Annotated in this window: 18 protein-coding genes; 3 read left to right on the top strand and 15 right to left on the bottom strand. The window is 60.6% G+C overall.

Features of this window, described 5'->3' with window-relative positions; genetic code table 11:
* Positions 1 to 63 precede the first annotated feature (63 nt).
* Positions 64 to 1158 carry a PLP-dependent cysteine synthase family protein gene (locus tag OSC50_RS17765; RefSeq protein WP_266248301.1) on the top strand — a complete coding sequence of 365 codons (1095 nt, stop codon included), beginning with the start codon at positions 64 to 66 and terminating at the stop codon, positions 1156 to 1158.
* Between the two features lie 45 nt (positions 1159 to 1203).
* On the opposite strand, the gene OSC50_RS17760 is transcribed toward OSC50_RS17765, so the two are convergent.
* The 3 genes from OSC50_RS17760 to OSC50_RS17750 all read right to left on the bottom strand — a co-directional run bounded on the left by OSC50_RS17760 (position 1204) and on the right by OSC50_RS17750 (position 4293).
* The gene (locus OSC50_RS17760; RefSeq protein ID WP_266248302.1) at positions 1204 to 2820 is read right to left on the bottom strand and encodes an NAD(P)/FAD-dependent oxidoreductase; all 1617 of its coding nucleotides are present in this window, start codon (positions 2818 to 2820) and stop codon (positions 1204 to 1206) included.
* 106 nt (positions 2821 to 2926) lie between these two features.
* Positions 2927 to 3598, bottom strand: a complete 672-nt coding sequence (locus OSC50_RS17755; protein ID WP_181079386.1) for a COG3650 family protein — start codon at positions 3596 to 3598, stop codon at positions 2927 to 2929.
* 95 nt (positions 3599 to 3693) lie between these two features.
* Positions 3694 to 4293 carry a short chain dehydrogenase gene (locus OSC50_RS17750; protein ID WP_266248304.1) on the bottom strand — a complete coding sequence of 200 codons (600 nt, stop codon included), beginning with the start codon at positions 4291 to 4293 and terminating at the stop codon, positions 3694 to 3696.
* 103 nt (positions 4294 to 4396) lie between these two features.
* Between OSC50_RS17750 and OSC50_RS17745 the strand changes: the two genes are divergently transcribed.
* Positions 4397 to 5305, top strand: coding sequence for a LysR family transcriptional regulator (locus OSC50_RS17745; RefSeq protein ID WP_181079392.1), 909 nt, complete (start codon positions 4397 to 4399; stop codon positions 5303 to 5305).
* On the opposite strand, the gene OSC50_RS17740 is transcribed toward OSC50_RS17745, so the two are convergent.
* The 9 genes from OSC50_RS17740 to OSC50_RS17700 form a co-directional block, all read right to left on the bottom strand.
* Positions 5302 to 5787, bottom strand: a complete 486-nt coding sequence (locus OSC50_RS17740; protein ID WP_181079395.1) for a DoxX family protein — start codon at positions 5785 to 5787, stop codon at positions 5302 to 5304. The two genes, OSC50_RS17745 and OSC50_RS17740, sit on opposite strands and share 4 nt — an antisense overlap.
* A complete protein-coding gene (locus OSC50_RS17735) occupies positions 5784 to 6560 on the bottom strand; it encodes an HvfC/BufC N-terminal domain-containing protein (RefSeq protein ID WP_266248306.1) in 777 nt (258 codons plus the stop codon). The genes OSC50_RS17740 and OSC50_RS17735 overlap by 4 nt, the downstream gene beginning before the upstream one ends.
* Positions 6557 to 7432, bottom strand: a complete 876-nt coding sequence (gene bufB, locus OSC50_RS17730) for an MNIO family bufferin maturase (RefSeq protein WP_266248308.1) — start codon at positions 7430 to 7432, stop codon at positions 6557 to 6559. The genes OSC50_RS17735 and bufB overlap by 4 nt, the downstream gene beginning before the upstream one ends.
* 31 nt (positions 7433 to 7463) lie before the next feature.
* Positions 7464 to 7760 (bottom strand): BufA1 family periplasmic bufferin-type metallophore, encoded by a 297-nt coding sequence (locus tag OSC50_RS17725; protein WP_266248310.1) that lies wholly within the window; start codon positions 7758 to 7760, stop codon positions 7464 to 7466.
* Positions 7761 to 7934: 174 nt separating this feature from the next.
* Positions 7935 to 8636 (bottom strand): ABC transporter ATP-binding protein, encoded by a 702-nt coding sequence (locus OSC50_RS17720; RefSeq protein WP_181079406.1) that lies wholly within the window; start codon positions 8634 to 8636, stop codon positions 7935 to 7937.
* Between the two features lies 1 nt (position 8637).
* Entirely contained in the window at positions 8638 to 9405 is a 768-nt protein-coding gene (livG, locus tag OSC50_RS17715) for a high-affinity branched-chain amino acid ABC transporter ATP-binding protein LivG (RefSeq protein ID WP_181079408.1), read from the bottom strand.
* Positions 9402 to 10655 carry a high-affinity branched-chain amino acid ABC transporter permease LivM gene (locus OSC50_RS17710; RefSeq protein WP_181079411.1) on the bottom strand — a complete coding sequence of 418 codons (1254 nt, stop codon included), beginning with the start codon at positions 10653 to 10655 and terminating at the stop codon, positions 9402 to 9404. The genes livG and OSC50_RS17710 overlap by 4 nt, the downstream gene beginning before the upstream one ends.
* Positions 10652 to 11575, bottom strand: coding sequence for a high-affinity branched-chain amino acid ABC transporter permease LivH (livH, locus tag OSC50_RS17705; protein WP_034096299.1), 924 nt, complete (start codon positions 11573 to 11575; stop codon positions 10652 to 10654). The genes OSC50_RS17710 and livH overlap by 4 nt, the downstream gene beginning before the upstream one ends.
* A 229-nt stretch (positions 11576 to 11804) precedes the next feature.
* Entirely contained in the window at positions 11805 to 12932 is a 1128-nt protein-coding gene (locus tag OSC50_RS17700; RefSeq protein WP_253511024.1) for a branched-chain amino acid ABC transporter substrate-binding protein, read from the bottom strand.
* Positions 12933 to 13287: 355 nt separating this feature from the next.
* On the opposite strand from OSC50_RS17700, the gene OSC50_RS17695 reads away from it, so the two are divergent.
* Entirely contained in the window at positions 13288 to 13590 is a 303-nt protein-coding gene (locus OSC50_RS17695; RefSeq protein WP_266248315.1) for a DUF2288 domain-containing protein, read from the top strand.
* Between the two features lie 367 nt (positions 13591 to 13957).
* Here OSC50_RS17695 and OSC50_RS17690 read toward each other — a convergent pair whose 3' ends face one another.
* From OSC50_RS17690 to OSC50_RS17680, 3 genes are all read right to left on the bottom strand, one after another.
* Positions 13958 to 16135, bottom strand: a complete 2178-nt coding sequence (locus tag OSC50_RS17690; protein WP_181081560.1) for a hypothetical protein — start codon at positions 16133 to 16135, stop codon at positions 13958 to 13960.
* A 204-nt stretch (positions 16136 to 16339) separates the two neighbouring features.
* Positions 16340 to 18604 (bottom strand): putative bifunctional diguanylate cyclase/phosphodiesterase, encoded by a 2265-nt coding sequence (locus OSC50_RS17685; RefSeq protein ID WP_253511029.1) that lies wholly within the window; start codon positions 18602 to 18604, stop codon positions 16340 to 16342.
* Positions 18605 to 18742: 138 nt separating this feature from the next.
* A complete protein-coding gene (locus tag OSC50_RS17680; RefSeq protein WP_181081558.1) occupies positions 18743 to 19108 on the bottom strand; it encodes a YkgJ family cysteine cluster protein in 366 nt (121 codons plus the stop codon).
* Positions 19109 to 19362 lie beyond the last annotated feature (254 nt).

Below are 19362 nucleotides of genomic sequence, written 5' to 3'. Positions count from 1 at the left end.
GTATCTGTGTGGAGTGTAGGAAACATCCTAAGATTGCGTTCAACATCCTTAGAGATATCCCCGATGAGCGACCACCGTCCCTGGGCCCGCGAAGCCATTCGCATCATTGAAGCGGACTTCCAGCGCAGCGCCGACACCCACCTGATCCCACTGCCATTACCGGGCCTGCCGGGTATCGAGTTGTATTTCAAGGATGAGTCCAGCCACCCCACCGGGAGCCTGAAGCATCGGCTGGCGCGCTCGTTGTTTCTGTATGCGCTGTGTAACGGCTGGCTCAAGCCGGGCGCGCCGGTCATTGAAGCGTCCAGTGGCTCCACGGCGATTTCGGAGGCGTACTTTGCGCGTCTGCTCGGCCTGCCGTTCATTGCGGTGATGCCCGCGACCACGTCCCAGGAAAAGATCGCGCAGATCGCGTTCTATGGCGGCAAGAGCCATCTGGTGCAGGATCCGACGCGGATTTACGCCGAGTCGGAGCGTCTGGCCCAGGAAAGTGGCGGTCATTTCATGGATCAGTTCACTTATGCCGAACGTGCCACCGATTGGCGAGCGAACAACAACATTGCCGAGTCGATCTTCCAGCAGATGCGCTTTGAGCAGCACCCCGAACCAAGCTGGCTGATCTCCAGTCCGGGCACCGGCGGCACGACCGCCACCCTGGGACGTTATGTTCGCTATCGCCAGCATTGCACCCGCGTGTTATGCGCCGATGCCGAGCGTTCGGTGTTCTTCGACTTCTACCAGAGCGGCGACGCCACCCTGCGCCTGGACTGCGGTTCGCGCATCGAAGGCATCGGCCGACCACGGGTCGAAGCGTCGTTTCTGCCGAAGGTCATCGACGCGATGGTCAAGGTGCCTGATGCGCTGTCCCTGGCCGCGATGCATTACCTGGCCGAGCGCCTGGGACGACGCGTCGGCGGGTCCAGCGGGACCAACCTGATCGGCGCGCTGATGGCCGCGCAGCAGATGAAAGCGGCGGGGGAGTCGGGCTCGATCGTGGCGATTTTATGTGACGGTGGCGAGCGCTACGCCACCACTTATTACGATCAGGCGTGGCTCGCGGGGCAGGGGTATGAACTGGGTGCTTTGATATCGGCCGTTGCCGCCAGCGTGGAGCGCGGCGAACCGCTGCCCGCCAACGTACTGCGGGCGAATATTTAAGAGGGCAGCGGCAAGTCAGAGCAGACGCACTTGCCGCTTACCGCTTCAGCCCCGCCTGGCCAACATGTCCCGCGCCAATGCCTCGGCGATCCGGATCCCGTCCACGCCCGCCGATAGAATCCCGCCGGCATAACCCGCACCTTCGCCGGCCGGGAACAGGCCCTTGACGTTCAGGCTCTGCATCGATTCGTTACGGGTAATCCGCAGCGGCGACGAGGTGCGGGTCTCGATACCGGTCAAAACCGCATCGTGCAGCGAGTAGCCCTTGATCTGCTTTTCGAACGCTGGCAACGCTTCACGAATCGCTTCGATGGCGAAGTCCGGCAGCGCCAAGGCCAGATCGCCCAGCGACACGCCCGGTTTGTAGGACGGTTCCACGCTGCCCAAGGCGGTGGAGGGCTTGCCTGCAATAAAGTCACCGACCAGTTGCGCCGGTGCCTCGTAGTTGCTGCCACCGAGAACATAAGCGTGGGATTCCAGGCGCTCCTGCAGCTCGATACCGGCCAGCGGGCCACCGGGGTAGTCCACTTCCGGCGTGATGCCGACCACGATACCGGAGTTGGCATTGCGCTCGTTACGCGAGTACTGGCTCATGCCGTTGGTCACCACGCGGTGCGGCTCGGACGTGGCCGCGACTACGGTGCCACCCGGGCACATGCAGAAGCTGTAGACCGAACGGCCGTTCTTGGCGTGGTGAACCAATTTGTAGTCGGCGGCGCCGAGTTTCGGGTGGCCCGCATACTTGCCCAGGCGCGCGGCATCGATCAGCGACTGCGGGTGTTCGATACGAAAGCCTACCGAGAACGGCTTGGCTTCCATGTACACGCCCCGGCTGTGCAGCATGCGGAACGTATCGCGGGCGCTGTGGCCGAGGGCCAGGATCACATGCCTGGACAGGATCTGCTCGCCGCCATCGAGCACCACGCCGTTCAGTTGGCCGTCTTCGATCAGCACGTCGGTTACCCGTTGCTCGAAGCGCACTTCACCGCCGAGGGCGATGATCTGCTGGCGCATATTTTCCACCACGCCGGTCAGGCGGAAGGTGCCGATATGGGGCTTGCTGACGTAGAGGATCTCTTCCGGCGCACCGGCCTTGACGAACTCGTGCAGTACTTTGCGGCCGTGGAACTGCGGGTCTTTGATCTGGCTGTACAGCTTTCCATCGGAAAAGGTCCCGGCGCCGCCCTCACCGAACTGCACGTTGGACTCGGGGTTGAGCACGCTTTTACGCCATAGGCCCCAGGTATCCTTGGTGCGCTGGCGCACTTCCTTGCCGCGTTCGAGAATGATCGGCTTGAAGCCCATCTGCGCCAGCAATAGCCCGGCAAAGATGCCGCATGGGCCGAACCCGACCACCACCGGGCGCTGCACCAGATCGGCCGGCGCGTGGCCGACCACTTTGTAGCTGACGTCCGGGGCCGGGTTGACGTTGCGGTCATCGGCAAACTTGCGCAGCAGCGCGGCTTCGTCACCTTTGACGGTCAGGTCGATGGTGTAGATAAAGCACAGCTCCGACGATTTCTTGCGCGCGTCGTAGCTGCGTTTGAACAGCGTGAAATCGAGCAGGTCATCACTGGCGATGCCCAGGCGCTGCACGATGGCGGGCCGCAGGTCTTCTTCGGGATGGTCGATGGGCAGCTTGAGTTCGGTGATTCGTAACATGACGGGATCCGGTGTGCGGCGCCTGGTAAGGCCGGCGGTTTTGCAAACCGGCGATTATAAGCCCCAACGCGGGTGTCCCGTCATGTTAAAACAGCGCGGGCGCCGATCAATCGTCCCGCGAGCCGCCGAACGCCGCGCAGCCACGCTGGACTTTACCGTTGATCCGCAATTCGGCGCTCATGTGCTGCAGGCTGCCGCTGACGCTGTCCACGCAGCGTTGCGGGGCCACCCACAGTTCGATGTGTTCGTTGTTGGCTTCGGTCATCAGGTTGAAGCGGCCGTCTCCGAGCTGCTCCTCCACATAGGGCACTGCCAACGGCGGCAAGCCTTCGCGCTCGAGCACCATGCCCTTGGCCGCGACATTCAGGGCCCACGCAGGCTTGTGGCCATTGGCGCGCAGGATCATGCGCTTGAAGTCGGGATCGTCGCAGGCGGAGGTGGACCGTTCGACGCGGTACAGCTGCTGCAACTCCACTTCGCCCTGGGTACCGCTGGCGACGCCGGAGAACTTGCCGCGCAGGTCGGCAAACAAAGCGCCCTGCTGCCCGGCCAGGGACGCAGCTTCCTGCAGGATGCTGGTGCCGCCGGTGTCCTTGACCACGTAGTTGCGTTTGTCGTTGCACGGCTGGAACAGCAGCTTGTCGCCTGCCGCCGTCAGCTCGCCCTGCATGCGGGTCAACCCGGCGAGGGAGGGCTTGGCCGGCTCGCTTTCGAACAGCTGGCACGCGGCGAACAGGGGAAGCAAGGCGAACAGGGCGAGGGTACGGGCGGCACGCATAAAGGGTCTCCAGGCAAGTGCCGCCACGTTACGCAGGCTGGCGTCGCATCACAAGCCCACCCGCCAGCATCAGGCAATTCTTACGGAATGGACTTTCACCCAACGATAAACGTCTGGCCGGTTTGTAGGCCTTCTACGCTTTTGGCGTAGGCCAGTGCCACATCGGCAGCGCTGACCGGTTTGTAGCCACGGAAATACGGCGCGTAGCTGTCCATCGCTTCCACCAGCACTGTGGGGCTTACCGCGTTGATGCGCAGCCCGCGTGGCAATTCGATCGCCGCGGCTTTGACAAACCCGTCGATGGCACCGTTGACCAAGGCGGCCGACGCGCCGGTACGAATCGGATCGCGGTTGAGGATGCCGCTGGTGAAGGTGAAGGAGGCGCCGTCATTGGCGTACTCTCGGCCGATCAGCAGCAGGTTGACCTGGCCCATCAATTTGTCCCGCAGGCCCAGTTCGAAGTCACCCTCATGCATCTCACCCAAGGCGGCGAACGTCACGCTGCCGGCGGCGCAGACCAGCGCATCGAACCTGCCGGTCTGTTCGAACAGGCTGCGGATGGACGCGCTGTCGCTGATGTCCATCTGGAAGTCGCCGCGGGTGCGGCCGATGCTGATAACGTCATGACGTTGGGCGAGCTCCGCCTTGACCGCCGAGCCGACCGTGCCGTTGGCGCCAATCAATAGGATTTTCATGGTGCTGTTCCTTCAAGGGTGAATGTCGACCCAGTCTAGGGTGGCTTTTGAACGGGATAAACGCGCTAATAGGCAACCTTTGGTTTTCATTTGGAAACAATCCATGAGCGAGATGGATGACCTTGCGGCCTTCGCCGTGTTGATCGAGGCCGGCAGCTTTACCGTGGCCGCCGAGCAATTGGGCTGCAGCAAGGGCCAGTTATCCAAGCGCATCAGCCAGTTGGAAGCACAGTTCAGCGTGGTGTTGTTGCATCGCACCACGCGGCGGCTCAGCCTCACCGCGGCCGGCGCGGCGTTACTGCCCCAGGCTCAGGCGTTGGTGGCGCAGGTGGAGCGGGCGCGCCAGGCCCTGGCGCGGCTCAAGGACGACCTGGCGGGACCGGTGCGAATGACGGTGCCGGTGTCGCTGGGCGAAACCTTCTTTGATGGCTTGCTGCTGGAATTTACCGAGCAGTACCCCCAGGTGCAGATCGAGCTGGAGCTCAACAACCGCTATCGCGACCTGGCGCGCGACGGTTTCGACCTGGGGGTGCGATCAGGCGCGGTCGAGAACGAGCGCCTGGTGGCCAGACCGCTGCTGGCCTGGCGCGAAATGACCTGCGCCAGCCCGGCCTACCTGGAGCAGCATGGCGAACCGCGGACCCCGGCGGATCTGGCCCTGCACCGTTGCCTGCTCAACAGCCACTACAGCGGGCGCGAAGAGTGGCTCTACCACCAGCAGCACGAATTGTTGCGGGTACGGGTCAGCGGCACGTTCGCGTCCAATCACTACAACCTGTTGAAAAAAGCCGCACTGGTGGGCGCGGGGATCGCGCGGCTGCCGTCCTACGTGTTGCCGGCGGAGCTGGCTGACGGACGTTTACGCTGGCTGCTGCGCGATTACCAGACGGCCAGCCAGCCGATGTACCTGGTTCATCCCTATCAGGGTGGCCTGCCGCGTCGCACCCAGGTGTTGGCCGATTACCTGGTGGATTGGTTCAAGCGCGGCGGCGAGGCCCTCGATCGGCTTTAACGGTAGCGACGGGCAATCAGGTGATCGATGGACAGACGCCCCGGCCCTTTGGCGACTAACAGCAATAACAGGGCGAGCCAGGTGCCGTGGGTCGGATAAGCGTCCGGGTAGACGAACAGCTGAATCACCAGGGTCATGCCGATCAGGGCCAGCGCCGAGAACCGTGTGGCCAGCCCCAGCAGGATCAGTAACGGGAAAAAATGCTCGGCGAATGCGGCCAGGTGCGCGGCCACTTCCGGGGTCAGTAACGGCACCTTGTATTCGCTGCGAAACAGCGGCAGCGTCGAGGCTGCCAAGCGCGGCTCCCCCAGCTCGAAGGTGCCGTTGACCAGGTCAATCGCGAAGCCCTGGACCTTGGTCTGCCCGGATTTCCAGAACACCGCGGCGATGGAGAAGCGCGCGAAAAACCCGATCAGGCTGTAAGGCATTTGTTCAAAAAGCTGGATGGCCCGTTTGATCAGGCACTGTGCGTGGGTGTTCATGGCGATACCTTTGAGTCCAGGTGTAAATAAGTGATGGCGTGGTGGCTGATCAACAGCGTCAGGCATTGGTGCAGGTCGAAGTCGTTGCTGGCGTCCAGGGCCCCTTCTACGGCGGTCTGCAATGTTTCGCCCCAGACGAGGCGCTGGATGAAGGTCACGGAGCCGGCGTCGATGGCGAACACCTTGACCTCCAAGCCCTGGCGCAGGACCAACGCGCCTTGCGCGTACCCGGGATCGAGGGTGGCCAGGCCGCCTTCGGTCTGATGCGCCGCCCATACTGTGACTACGGCATACGGTGACATCAGCGTGGCGACGCTGGGATGCAGCTGCAGGCGCACCGCGCCGAGGTCGGCGCGACCTTGCAAGGCGTCGAGCACGGCCTGTGGCGCCAGCGGCTGGTCATCGGCGGCGTGGTAAGCACGTACCCGCAGGCGCTCCAGGCGTGCGATATCCGCCAGGTAGCGCACGCTGGCCGCCGGTTCGAAGTCTTGGATAAACCCGGCGAAGGTGCTGCCGTATTCGCCGATCAATGGACTGGTGGGCGGATGCGCCTGCACGTAGAGGCCGGCCATGGCGCGAAAGAAGGCATCGCCCACCAGTTGCAGAGTGACCGGGTACGCCGATGCCAGCGCATTGATCAAGCCGTTGTGCACGTTATTGCGGTATACCGCAAAGCGGCTGGCCGGATCGGCACCGTTACGGCTGAACAAACCAGCCGGGCAGGCCCGGTCGGGTTCCAGCAGTGCGCGGGCAAATGTGCCGTGGGTAGTCATGGGCGCACCTGCGACAGCTGCCATTCGGCCTGCCACGCTTGGGCCAACAACACCGATAAGGCGGGCACCTGGTTGTCCCGCTCGATCAGCGTCGGTACCGCGCCGATCCGCCCCAGCACCCGTTGATACAGCTGCCATACGGCGTTATCAATGGAGGCGCCATGGTCGTCAATCAGCAGGCGATCGCCCAGGCTGTCGGTGTCTTCGGCAAAGCCGGCCAGATGTATCTCCCCCACGGCATGCAAGGGCAGGGCGTTCAGGTAGGCATCCGGATCACGCTGGTGGTTGGTGCACGTCACATAGACATTGTTCACGTCCAGCAGCAAACCGCAGCCAGTGCGGCGGATGACCTCCCTGATGAAGTCAGTCTCGTCCAGGGTCGAACGTTCCAATAACAGGTAAGTCGACGGGTTCTCCAGCAGCATTGGCCGCTTGAGCGTGCTCTGGACCTGGTCGATGTGATCGCACACACGGTGCAGGGTGGCGCTGTCATAGGCCAGGGGCAGCAGGTCGTTGAGAAACACCGGGCCATGACTGGACCAGGCCAGGTGTTCGGAAAAAGCCTGGGGTTGATAGCGCTCAAGCAGCGCAGCCAGGCGTGCCAGGTGGTCACGGTCGAGCGGGCCTTCGCCGCCGATGGACAGGCCCACGCCGTGCAGCGACAGCGGGTAGCGTTCACGGATCAGCCCCAGATAGTGATGAAACGGGCCGCCGGCCATCATGTAGTTTTCGGCATGCACTTCAAAAAAACCGAGGTCGGGCAAGGTTTCAAGCACTTCGACAAAGTGCTCGTGCTTGAGCCCCAGCCCGGCCCGATCAGGCAAGCCGGGCGCCTGAGCCGGTGAGCATGTGGGCGGTAATATAGGTGTCATCGTCGATACTCAGGCGCGGCCGGGTGAGGGTTCAGGATTTGGCGGCGAACGCGGCTTCCTGGCCGAAGCCGGTCGGCGAGGTAGTGCTGGGGGTCTCGGTGCACGTACCGGCGGGGACCAGTTTCCAGGCATCGGCCTGATCCTTGGTTTTCGAGGTGCCCGCACAGGAAGTGCCGGGGCCGGCGGCGCAATCGTTCTGGCCGGCTTCAGCAACGCCGAAGCACTTTTGCATGTCATCGGCCGCGTGGGCGCTGGTGGTCAGGGCGGACAGGCTCAGGGTCGAGCCCAGGGCGAGGATGAGGGCGGTGGCGGACAGTTTGGTCGTCATTGGGGTAACTCCAGCAGTGGGTTGAGAAGCGGGCTTGAATGCCTGCTTGCACCACTAGAGGTAGGAGGACGCGGTTCGTTACAGGGGCGGGAGAAATAACCTCAAACAATGCAAAAAAAATGGGAGGGGCTGCCCCCTCCCACATTTGGGTCCGGTTCGTTCAGCAACCTTCTCTTAACCGCCCAGGTACGCCTCGCGCACTTTCGGGTCGGTCAGCAGTTGCTCGCCCGAGCCTTGCATCACCACCCGGCCGTTCTCCAGCACATAGGCACGGTCGGCGATCTTCAGCGCCTGGTTGGCGTTCTGCTCCACCAGGAACACGGTTACACCGTCCTTGCGCAGTTGTTCGATGATGTCGAAGATCTGCTGGATGATGATCGGGGCCAGGCCCAGGGACGGTTCGTCCAACAGCAGCAACTTGGGCTTGCTCATCAGCGCTCGGCCGATGGCGAGCATTTGCTGCTCGCCGCCGGACATGGTGCCGCCGCGCTGGCTGAAGCGTTCCTTGAGCCGTGGAAACAAGTGCAGCACCTTGTCCATCTGCTCCTGATAGTCGCCCTTGTCGGTGAAGAACCCGCCCATTGCCAGGTTCTCTTCCACGGTCAGACGCGAAAACACCCGACGGCCTTCCGGCACCACAGCAATGCTCTTGCGCATGATCTGCGACGACGGCTGGCCCACCAGTTCCTCACCCATATAGCGGATGCTGCCACTGTAGGCCTGGGGCGAACCGCACAAGGTCATCAGCAGGGTCGACTTACCGGCACCGTTGGCACCGATCAGGGTGACGATCTCACCCTGGCGCACTTCCACATTGACGCTGTGCAGGGCCTGGATCTTGCCGTAGAAAGTGGAAACGTTTTCGAATTGCAGCATTTTACGCTTCCCCCAGATAGGCTTTGATCACTTCGGGATTGTCGCGGATCTGCTCCGGGGTTCCGTCGGCCAGCGGTGTGCCCTGGTTGATCACCACGATATGATCGGAGATGCTCATGACCAGTTTCATGTCGTGTTCGATCAGCAGCACCGTCACGTTATTTTCCTCACGCAGTACGCTGATCAGCGCCTTGAGGTCTTCGGTTTCCTTGGGGTTCAAGCCGGCGGCCGGTTCGTCGAGCATGAGGATCCGTGGGCGGGTCATCATGCAGCGGGCGATTTCCAGCCGACGTTGCTGACCATAGGCCAGGGTGCCGGCGGGACGGTTGGCAAACTCGGTGAGGTTGACCTTGTCCAGCCAGTACGCGGCGTATTCCATGGCCTCGCGCTCGCTCTTGCGGAACGCCGGGGTCTTGAACAGGCCGGCGAAGAAGTTGGTATTCAGGTGCCGGTGCTGGGCAATCAGCAGGTTCTCGACCGCCGTCATGTCCTTGAACAGCCGCACGTTCTGGAACGTGCGCACCACGCCCTTGCGCGCGATTTCGTGACCGGCCAGGCCCTGGATCGGCTGGCCGTCCAGCAGGATGCTGCCGCCGCTCGGTTTGTAGAAGCCGGTGAGGCAGTTGAACACCGTGGTCTTGCCGGCGCCGTTGGGGCCGATCAGCGCCACAACCTGTTTCTCTTTCACAGTCAGGGCCACGCCGTTGACCGCGAGCAGGCCGCCGAAGCGCATGCTCAGATTTTCGACTTTCAGGATCTCGCGGCTCATTTGCGCAGCTCCATATGTGGACGTTGCATGGGCAGCAGGCCTTGAGGACGCCAGATCATCATCAGCACCATCAGGGCGCCGAACATCAACATGCGGTATTCGCTGAACTCACGCATCATTTCCGGCAGCAGGATCATCACGATCGCCGCCAGGATCACGCCCAACTGCGAGCCCATGCCACCCAGTACCACGATGGCGAGGATGATCGCCGATTCGATAAAGGTGAACGATTCCGGTGTCACCAGGCCCTGGCGCGCGGCAAAGAAGCTGCCGGCGAAACCGGCGAACGCAGCGCCCAGGGTGAAGGCGGAGAGCTTGATGATAGTGGGGTTCAGGCCCAGGGCGCGGCAGGCGATCTCATCTTCGCGCAGCGCTTCCCAGGCACGGCCGATCGGCATGCGCAGCAGGCGGTTGATCACGAACAGCGCAGCCAGCGCCAGCAGCAGGGCGACCAGGTAGAGGAACACCACTTTGCTCACCGGGTTGTAGTCGATCCCGAAGTATTCGTGGAACGTCTGCAGGCCTTCGGCAGCGGTGCGGTCGAAGGACAGCCCGAAGAACGTCGGCTTGGGGATGCTGCTGATGCCGTTGGGGCCGCCGGTGATGTCGGTGAGGTTACGCAGGAACAAGCGGATGATTTCACCGAAGCCCAGGGTCACGATGGCCAGGTAGTCACCGCGCAGGCGCAGCACCGGGAAGCCCAGCAGGAAGCCGAACGTGGCCGCCGCCATGCCGGCCAGCGGCAGGCAGATCCAGAAGCTCCAGCCCAGGTAGTGCGACAGCAGCGCGTAGGTGTAGGCGCCTACCGCATAGAAGCCCACATAACCGAGGTCGAGCAGGCCGGCCAGGCCCACCACGATGTTCAGGCCCAGGCCCAGCAACACGTAGATCAGGATCAGGGTGGCGATGTCGACTGCGCCGCGCGAGCCGAAGAACGGCCAGATCAACGCGGCCACGATCAGGCCGATGATGATGTAGCGCTGGGTACGCGGCAGGGTCAGGAATTGGCTGACCTTGGGCGACATCAACGGGCCACGGTTGCTTTTGAACAAAGCCCCGACCTGCTGGCTGAACAGCACCCGCAGGAACATCAGCACCGAGCACAGGGCGATGATGGTCAGGGTCACGGGACCGGTGCCATGCACTTCCAGGTTGATGCCGACAATGCTCAGTTTGAGGCCGAGTACCGGAAAGGCCACGGCCCAGACCAGCAAGGCGCTGAAGAACGCCGATTTAAGATATCTGCTCATACTTTCTCAACCTCCGGACGGCCCAAAATGCCGGTCGGACGGAACAACAACACCAGGACCAACAGGCCGAACGCCACGACGTCCTTGTACTGGTCGCCGAAAATATCGGCGCCAAACGCTTCGGCCACACCCAGCACCAGCCCGCCGAGCATGGCGCCCGGGATACTGCCGATACCGCCCAAGACCGCTGCGGTAAAGGCCTTGAGGCCTACCAGGAAACCGGCGTTGGGGTTGATCACGCCGTACTGCATGCTCAGCAGCACCGCCGCGACGGCAGCGAGCGCGGCACCGATCACGAAGGTCAGGGCGATGATGTTGTTGGTATTGATGCCCAACAGGTTGGCCATCTTGATGTCTTCGGCGCAGGCCCGGCAGGCGCGGCCCAGACGGGAGCGAGAGATAAACACGGTCAGGCCCAGCATCGCCACCAGTGTGACCACGAAGACCAGGATCTGCATGTAGGAAATCAGGACTTCTTCCGCGCCGCCTGGGCCGAAAGAGATGCTCCCCGGGATCAGGTTGGGGATGGATTTATCCTTGGAGTCCTGGGACAGCAATACGGTGTTCTGCAGGAAAATCGACATGCCGATGGCGGAAATCAACGGGATCAGACGGTTGCTGCCGCGCAGGGGGCGGTAGGCAACGCGTTCGATACTGTAGCCATAGGCACTGGTTACGACGATCGATGCAATGAAGGCAGCGGTCATCAACAGCGGCAGGGAGTGGATACCCATCATGGCCAGCCCGGCAAGGGCGATGAAGGCCACGTAGGAACCAATCATGTACACCTCGCCATGGGCGAAGTTGATCATTCCAATGATGCCGTAAACCATTGTGTAGCCAATGGCTATCAAGGCATAGGTGCTGCCAATGGTCAGGCCATTAACCAGCTGTTGGAAAAAATGATAGATCTCAGGCATTACAGCGCTCCTAAAAACCCGATACGCATTTCACTGGTGGAGTCATGTTCCGGCCCCGTGCTGTGTTCTGTGAGCACATTTGCACGTAGCGTTTGCCAGCGAACCGCTGGTGACGGTTTTAAGATTTTCAGGTGAGCCAGCGCCCGGATCGCGGGTGACATGGCCCATAAACCTCGTAAAACAAAGCCCACTGCTTTCACAGTGGGCTTGTTGACCAGTAATGCCTGGCTTACTGAGGAGAAACTTCGGTTTTAGGTTTGCCGAAGTGCCATTCGTAGACCACGAACTTGAAGTCTTTCAGGTCGCCCTTTTTGTCAAAGCTCAGGTCGCCGGTAGGGGTCTTGAAGGTGCCGGCGTGGATGGCTTCAGCCACTTTGGCGGTGTCTTCGCTCTTGGCGGCTTTGATACCGCCGGCGATGACTTCGATGGCCGAGTAGGCCGGGAACACGAACGGACCGGTCGGGTCCTGCTTGTTCTTGGTGAACTCTTCCACGATGGCTTTGTTGGCCGGATCGGTGTCGAAGGATTTCGGCAGGGTTACCAGCAGGCCTTCGGAAGCGTCCTGGGCGATCTGGGAGATGGAGTCGTTGCCGACGCCTTCCGGCCCCATGAACTTGGCGTTCAGGCCTTTTTCCTTGGACTGGCGCAGGATCAGACCCAGTTCAGGGTGGTAGCCGCCGTAGTAGACAAAGTCGACGTTGGCTTGCTTGAGTTTCTGGATGATCGAGGAGAAATCTTTGTCACCGGCGTTCAGGCCTTCGAAGACGGCAACTTTTACGCCTTTCTTCTCAAGGGTCTGCTTGACCGCGGTGGCGATGCCTTCACCGTATTGCTGTTTGTCGTGCAGTACCGCAACGACTTTGGGCTTCACGTGGTCGGCGATGTAGTTACCGGCCGCGGGGCCCTGGGCGCTGTCCAGGCCGATGGTGCGGAAGATCAGCTTGTAGCCACGGGCAGTGATTTCCGGGCTGGTGGCTGCCGGGGTAATCATGATGACGCCTTCGTCTTCATAAATATCCGAGGCGGGTTGAGTAGAGCTGGAGCACAGGTGACCGACCACGAACTTGACGCCGTCGTTCACCACTTTGTTGGCCACGGCCACGGCTTGCTTGGGATCGCAGGCGTCGTCGTATTCCTTGGCTTCGAGCATCTTGCCGTCGACGCCGCCCTTGGCGTTGATGTCGGCGATGGCCTGCTTGGCGCCCATGAACTGCATGTCACCGTACTGGGTCACAGGGCCGGTCTTCGGACCGGCGATGCCGATCTTGATGGTGTCGGCAGCGAACGAATGGCCCGCAACCCCAGCCAGGACCATAGCGGCAAACAGTTTGGAAATCTGCTTAGTAGCCTTATTCATAGTGCTCCACTCTTACTGTTGTATTTTTTATAGTTCTAGCGGCCTGATCGGCAGCTGAACCGGATCGGATATCTGGAATATCCCCCCGGCAACCGCCTGGCAACTGTACCGGTACAGTGTAGAGCGCCGGTTGATCGCTTGAAAAGCTGGCTGCCAGGGGCAAATTCCGTGGGTGTCGCTTTAACGACAGGAAAAGACAGAATTGCGGCGCGGGTGGTGACAGACGCTTCGGCAATCCTTGGCTTTCCTGACGTTTTTCTCGATGACTCAATTGCAACCGGGTTTTTCTGCCTTGGGTTTTTCTAAACGAGACGTGACGCTATGATTGCGCCGACTTTTTCCAAGGTGGACTCCCATGACGCAAGAACCTAGCACCCTCTATGCCAAGCTGCTCGGTGAAACCGCCGAAATCTCCTGGAAGGAGCTTGAGCCGTTCTTTGCCAAGGGTGCCCTATTGTGGGTCGATGCCAGCCTGGATTTGATCGAGGCGGCTGAGGGCATGGCCGAAGATAACCGCGACAAAGTCGCCGCCTGGCTGGCCTCCGGCAGCCTGGGCGAAGTGTCTGCGACGCGGGCGCTGGACTTGGTCGAGCGTGACCCGAGCCTATGGGCGGTTGTGGTTTCGCCGTGGATTCTGATCCAGGAAAGGGCGGTGTGAGGAGCGGCGCACTAAAAGGGTGCATGTATTTTTGCGCGTCGAGTGTGTAGCGGAGTAACCGCTGCGCCGGTGATGGCACCTTGCCGTGAAGAAAGGTCACAGATCAGGGTGACGTAAACGTCACGGGAACAGTTTTGCGTGGGAAGGAATGCGTGGGGAATTGTTTCCGGGTGTGGCAGTAAAGGTTGTGATTTTGTGAGTGAGTGGGGCAGGGGGTTGCCCCGTGTCGTCTGGAATGGGGCCGCTTCGCGGCCCAGCGCGGGGCAAGCCCGCTCACCACGGCAAGCCCGCTCACCCAGTAAGCCCGCTCACCACAGCGTCAGGAGGCTGCCCATGGATTTCCAGGCCGCGATGGCCGCGCCTCAACCTAGCCGGTCTTGCCGGTGTGGTTGTTCAGTGAAATCACCTTGGTCTTGCCGATGCGGTGACGGTAAATCTCGCGCAGGTACTTGATCGCCTTTTTCACGCAGTCCCGTGACAGGCGAATGTCATTGATGGACACGAACTTCTCTTTGTCGTTGATCAGCTCGCGGTACTTCTTCTCGTACATCGGTTTGATCGCGTACCAGTTGGTATCGAGGATTTTCGCCGGGTTCTCGAACTCGTTGAGCAGTTCGTCGATGCGCTCCTCATCGAAATCCTCGTGGATGATGAAGTCCAGGATCGAGTTGTCCAGGGTGTCATCGAATCGGTAGGGGTTGCGGGCGAAACAGCGTTTGATAAACGCCACGATCAGCGTCAGGAAGTCGTCCGACAGGCACGGGCTCTTAGCGATCAGGGTGGTCAGCGACAGGTTGGCCGACGCGCCGATCACCAGGGCATAACGCTTGAGCGTGGTGTTGGGGAACAGGCTGTTGAGGTGCGTCTTGAGCCGATTCAGATCCATGTAGGACAGCTTGTAGTCCTTGGGCAATGAGACGATCGACACCACCGACGAGCAGTTCTTGAAGAAGTGCAGGTCGTGCAGCGCCGCTGCGTCATAGCCGGAGTTCTTGTATTGCTCCAGGGATGCCTTGTAGCGCTTGGACTCGATCGGCAACAGGCTGATGCCTTCGATGGCCTGGGTGACCTTGTTGAAATGCGGCAGGTCGATGGACCGGAAGAACAGGTCGTCGATGTTCAGGCGCTGAGGTTCTTTTTCGAACACCTTGAATTTGTCATTCGAGGGCGCCGGGGTTTCGGGGACGACGGATTCAGCGTACGCAATCGCCACAGGACCGGCCAGGCTCATAAACAAGTCGTTGGCATCCAGGCGAATGGTCTCGCCGATGTCGATGCCGGCGCGCCGGAAATAGTTCTGATCGTAGTCGGTGGTCACGGCCTGGGCCGTAAGAATGTTGAAGATCTGCTGTGAGATGTATTGGTTGGCGTGTTTTTCCATGGCATTGACATCAATGTTCTGGATGTTGCCGTCATCGCTTTCTTCGGCATAACGCATGATGTCGTTGGAGATCAGCATCATGGCGTTCCAGGGCCGGATACGCCCTTTCACACTGGCTTCGCTGCTGTCTTCATTGGCGAAGTTGTAAGAGAAATCCCATTCTTCCGACAGGTATTTGCATAGCAGACGCCCGGCGTTGATGTGCAAGGCCTCGGACATCTCGCTGCGATGGTCGGAAATATTCGGCAGCACGCAAATGCCGCTGGTAAAGATCGGCTCGAACACGAAGGCGTGGCCGCTCTTGCTGTCGTGCTCGTCGGCGGGCTTGGTGTCGAATGTCTTGTTCATGTACGAATGCTGCTGGGCCAGGCCGAACTCCGAAGCCATGCCCGAGCCGGTGCCACCGCCGGCGCTGAAGATCGAAAAATACAGGCGCGACTGGTTGGCCTTGATGCCGCATGAATCGATGAGGTACGAGTGAATCATCTTCCAGTCGGGGCTGGAAAAGCGCTGGGTGTCTTTATTGAGGATGATCTTGGCCAGGTACTGGCCCAGGATTGGCGCGTTGCCGGCGCCACCGGCGTGCACTTCCGACAGGTCCATGATTTTCATTTTGCTGTAGTCGCGCAGGAACCCGCTTTTTTCGTTCTTGCGCGAGAAGCGGATGCGCCCGGCGATGTCCTTGTCCAGATCGCCCAGCATGACCAGCGGCTCCACCAGGAATACCGGTTTGCTGGCCTTGCCATTGCCCAGGCGCAGGTTGTTGCGGATCCACTGGGCCGGGCTGTAACCCTTATCGATCGACTTGTCTTCAGTGCTGAACTCGTTCAGGTAAAACTTGCGCGCGTTGTACACCAGCTCTGCCACATCCAGGGCGATGTTCGAACCGCAACGACCCAGGCCGATCAGGCACACCGAGGGGAATTCCTGGTCGCTGTGCTGTTCGCCATCGCCCTCGGCGTGAGGCGGACGCGGGAACACCATGTCACGCAGACCGTCGAGATTGTCGAGGATGCGGTCGGTATTGGTCTCGGTGAAGTACAGGTATTGCTGGGTGGCCAGCGCGGAGGTGGAGCTCAATGACTTGGAACCTGAGGGTTTTTCCGCAGGAGCTGTGAGCAACACGTCGGATACCACGGTGGCAGAGTTATTTTTAGAAGTCATTGTGCGCCATGTGCCTGGGCGGATGGCTGGAAAATATCAAAGGGCCATCACGGATTGGGTTGTTCGCGACTTTGCAGTGCGTCCTTGTCCTGAACCATTGGCCTTAGGCTTGATGGGCTCGGCAAAACCTGGCCGGACGTTCATGGATCGGCCGTTCGTCGGAGTTCTTTAGATAAATGATGGCTAACTGCCAAGGATTCGACGTCAGCGGATTGGCCTCACGGTTGAGCCGGCGCTGCCGCGGTTTGGCGACACCGCTTTGGACGGTGCAGGCTCTTTGTTCGCCGCAGGCGTGAAGGTATGCAGCGGATTATGCCGCTCAATGCCTTGTACTACGCCGATGATCTCGCCGATGCCCACCGCCGGGCTCAACAGGTAGCCCTGGATGAAGTCGCAATCAAGGCTATGAAGCAGTTCGAACTGGGTGTGGGTTTCCACGCCTTCTGTCACCACCTGCAGGTGCAGGGTATGGGCCATGCCGATGATGGCTTGGACGATTTCCAGGTCGGCGGTGGATTTGGGAATGTCCTGGATAAAGGAGCGATCGATCTTCAGCGTGTTGAGCGGCAAGCGCTTGAGGTAGGCAAGGGACGAGTAGCCAGTGCCGAAATCGTCGATGGCCAGCGATACCCCGAGCGAACGTATTTGCCGCAACAGCGCCAGGGTGCTGCTGATATTGCCCATCAGCGCATTCTCGGTCACTTCCAGTTCCAGGCGGTTGGCGGCCAGGCCGCTGAAGCGCAGGGCATCTTCGATTTCATCCGCCAGCTCGTCGCGCGCCAGGTTCAGGGCCGAGCAATTCACCGATAGCGTGAGCTGGGTGTAGCCTCGGTCGGTGAGCTGGCTGAGGTCATGACAGGCCTGGCGCAGTACCCAATGGTCCAGCTCGGCGATCAGGCCGTTGCTTTCGGCGATCTCGATAAACCGGTCGGGTGCGAGCAGCCCGTGCTGTGGGTGCTGCCAGCGCACCAGAGCCTCCAGGCGGCTGACCTTGCCCAGTTTCATGTCGAAGATCGGTTGATAGAACAGCACCAGTTGGGTGCCGGTGCGCAGGGCGTTGCGCAGCTCTTCTTCCAACTGCAGTTCGAGGGTGGCGCGGGTCTTTAAGTTGGAGCTGAAAAAATTCAGGCTGTTGCGTCCCGCATCCTTGGACTGATACAGCGCCAGGTCGGCGGTTTTCAACAGTTCTTCACAGGTCATGCCGTCATCGGGAAACAGGCTGATGCCAATGCTGGTGGTCATCACCATCCGACGGCCGGCCAGTTCCACGGGTTCTTTCATTTTTTGCATGATGCGCTGGGCCAGATGGCGCGCTTCGTCGCGGTGATGGATGCTGATCAGGATGCAGAATTCATCGCCGCCAAAGCGCGCGACTACGTCGGCATGACTGCGCACCGAGCCTTTTATATGGCTGGCCAGTACGGTCAGCAGTTGATCGCCGGCGTCGTGCCCGAGGCTGTCATTGATGCGCTTGAAGTGGTCTATATCGAGGAAGATCACCGCCATCATGCCGTGGGTGGCGGTCTTTTCCGCGACTTTTTCCGCAAAAATCTGGTTGAACCCGCGACGGTTGAGAAGGCTGGTCAACGCATCGTAATGGGCCACCTGCTGCAGGGACGCGCGGGCCTGGTCCAATTCGCTGAGCAGGGCGTTGACCCGACGCAGGTCGCGTTCCTTGTGTTGCAGTTTCTTGTCCGCCAGCGCCGCGCTGATGCTGCTGCCGATTACCAGCAAGGTGATCACCGCCACCGACAGGCCCAGCTGCATGGGGTTATTGTTGGGCGCAACCGAGAGGTCAGCACCGGTAGGCACTACCATCTGCATGGCGGCCATGCCAGTGAAATGCATGCTGATAATGCCCGCGCCCAGGACCAGGCTGGCGGCATATTTAAGCAGTTGGTGGAAGATCCCGGCCCCGGTGCGCAGATAATTCGACAGCAACAACGCGGCGAGGCTGGCACCGATGGCAATGCCGATCGAGGCCAGCAGCAGCCATGAGTCGAAGTACATCCATGCCTGGGAGCGTATCGCTGACATGCCGACGTAATGCATCAAGGCGATGCCAAGTCCCATCCACACCGAGGCCAGCAGGTATTGAAGCAGCCGCAGCTTGGGATGGCTGAGGGTTTTCATGGCAAACAACGACGCAATCAGCGCGATCAGCAATGACACGAAGGTCATCGTCAGTTCGTAGTGAATTGCGATGGGCGCCTGGAAGGCCAGCATGCTGATGAAATGTGTCGACCAGATGCCCCCAGCCAGGCAGCCGGCCCCCAGCCAGCGCCAATGTCGGCGCGCGGTGGGGGCCTCGACATGGCCGACCCGCTCGGCCATGTCCAGCGTGCCGAACCCTGCCGCGCAGGCCACCAGATAAGCCAGCAGCACCAGAAACGGGTTATGACTGCAATTGAGTAATAAATGCCCGTTGGTGGGGAGGTCGGTAAAGAAATGCAGACCCAGCCATTCCATAGCATGTCCTGTCATAGCGTCACGTCACGGCCTAAGGCGATGACCTATGAGGTCGAGTATAGAAGCCTCGCGGAATTTGCCAGGGATAATGGCACTTTGCTAAGAACCTTTTCGGCATGCTGCCCATAGCGTTTGATGCTAAGCGCTGATGGGCAGCTCGAATTCAAACGGTGCCTGCAGGGGCGGCAGGCCGAAGGCGGCGCGCGCGGCATCGCAATCGACGTTCTGCACGCCCTGGCTCCAGGACGATTCGAACTCGCGGCATACACTGGAGCGCTGCTCATAGATCGTGCAGCGCGTCCCTTCGCCCACCGTGCCTTCAAGGCTGCAGCAGCGCGCAGGTTTGCGGTCGGTGCCGATCATCGCCACGCGAGTGGGATTGATCTGTTCCACCAGATCATCGGGCACCGTACCACCCGACGAGGCGCACTCGCCCCAGAAGAACGACACGCGAAAATAGGAACAGCAGGCACCGCAACTCAGACACGGACTGGCTTCGGACATGGGCGTCATCGATAAGAAAAGTGGGATAGGGGCACTGCAGGAAGGCTCGCCATTCTATCCACGCCAACGCCATTGGGAAGAGGGGGGCACACATATATTTTGTGTAGGCGAAGTCCCGCAGTGCCGGGTGAAATTACGTCCTATCAGCTTTACGAATCATTACAGACAACCACCGCCGGCGTGACTATGTTGCAGTTACCTGAGCGGGATGCATCGGGCATCGCAGCTCTCATAACAATAAAAGAGACGGACCC

The organism is Pseudomonas quebecensis (assembly GCF_026410085.1).
GTDB classification, from domain to species: domain Bacteria; phylum Pseudomonadota; class Gammaproteobacteria; order Pseudomonadales; family Pseudomonadaceae; genus Aquipseudomonas; species Aquipseudomonas quebecensis.
This window is presented reverse-complemented; position numbering and strand designations above follow the sequence as displayed.

Coding starts and splice junctions, on each gene's coding strand:
- OSC50_RS17745 (WP_181079392.1), top strand. CDS start 4,397: ATGAGCGAGATGGATGACCTTGCGGCCTTCGCCGTGTTGATCGAGGCC.
- OSC50_RS17680 (WP_181081558.1), bottom strand. CDS start 19,108: ATGTCCGAAGCCAGTCCGTGTCTGAGTTGCGGTGCCTGCTGTTCCTAT.
- OSC50_RS17750 (WP_266248304.1), bottom strand. CDS start 4,293: ATGAAAATCCTATTGATTGGCGCCAACGGCACGGTCGGCTCGGCGGTC.
- OSC50_RS17740 (WP_181079395.1), bottom strand. CDS start 5,787: ATGAACACCCACGCACAGTGCCTGATCAAACGGGCCATCCAGCTTTTT.
- livH (WP_034096299.1), bottom strand. CDS start 11,575: ATGCCTGAGATCTATCATTTTTTCCAACAGCTGGTTAATGGCCTGACC.
- livG (WP_181079408.1), bottom strand. CDS start 9,405: ATGAGCCGCGAGATCCTGAAAGTCGAAAATCTGAGCATGCGCTTCGGC.
- OSC50_RS17735 (WP_266248306.1), bottom strand. CDS start 6,560: ATGACTACCCACGGCACATTTGCCCGCGCACTGCTGGAACCCGACCGG.
- OSC50_RS17695 (WP_266248315.1), top strand. CDS start 13,288: ATGACGCAAGAACCTAGCACCCTCTATGCCAAGCTGCTCGGTGAAACC.
- OSC50_RS17760 (WP_266248302.1), bottom strand. CDS start 2,820: ATGTTACGAATCACCGAACTCAAGCTGCCCATCGACCATCCCGAAGAA.
- OSC50_RS17765 (WP_266248301.1), top strand. CDS start 64: ATGAGCGACCACCGTCCCTGGGCCCGCGAAGCCATTCGCATCATTGAA.
- OSC50_RS17700 (WP_253511024.1), bottom strand. CDS start 12,932: ATGAATAAGGCTACTAAGCAGATTTCCAAACTGTTTGCCGCTATGGTC.
- OSC50_RS17720 (WP_181079406.1), bottom strand. CDS start 8,636: ATGCTGCAATTCGAAAACGTTTCCACTTTCTACGGCAAGATCCAGGCC.
- OSC50_RS17755 (WP_181079386.1), bottom strand. CDS start 3,598: ATGCGTGCCGCCCGTACCCTCGCCCTGTTCGCCTTGCTTCCCCTGTTC.
- OSC50_RS17685 (WP_253511029.1), bottom strand. CDS start 18,604: ATGGAATGGCTGGGTCTGCATTTCTTTACCGACCTCCCCACCAACGGG.
- OSC50_RS17710 (WP_181079411.1), bottom strand. CDS start 10,655: ATGAGCAGATATCTTAAATCGGCGTTCTTCAGCGCCTTGCTGGTCTGG.
- OSC50_RS17690 (WP_181081560.1), bottom strand. CDS start 16,135: ATGACTTCTAAAAATAACTCTGCCACCGTGGTATCCGACGTGTTGCTC.
- bufB (WP_266248308.1), bottom strand. CDS start 7,432: ATGACACCTATATTACCGCCCACATGCTCACCGGCTCAGGCGCCCGGC.
- OSC50_RS17725 (WP_266248310.1), bottom strand. CDS start 7,760: ATGACGACCAAACTGTCCGCCACCGCCCTCATCCTCGCCCTGGGCTCG.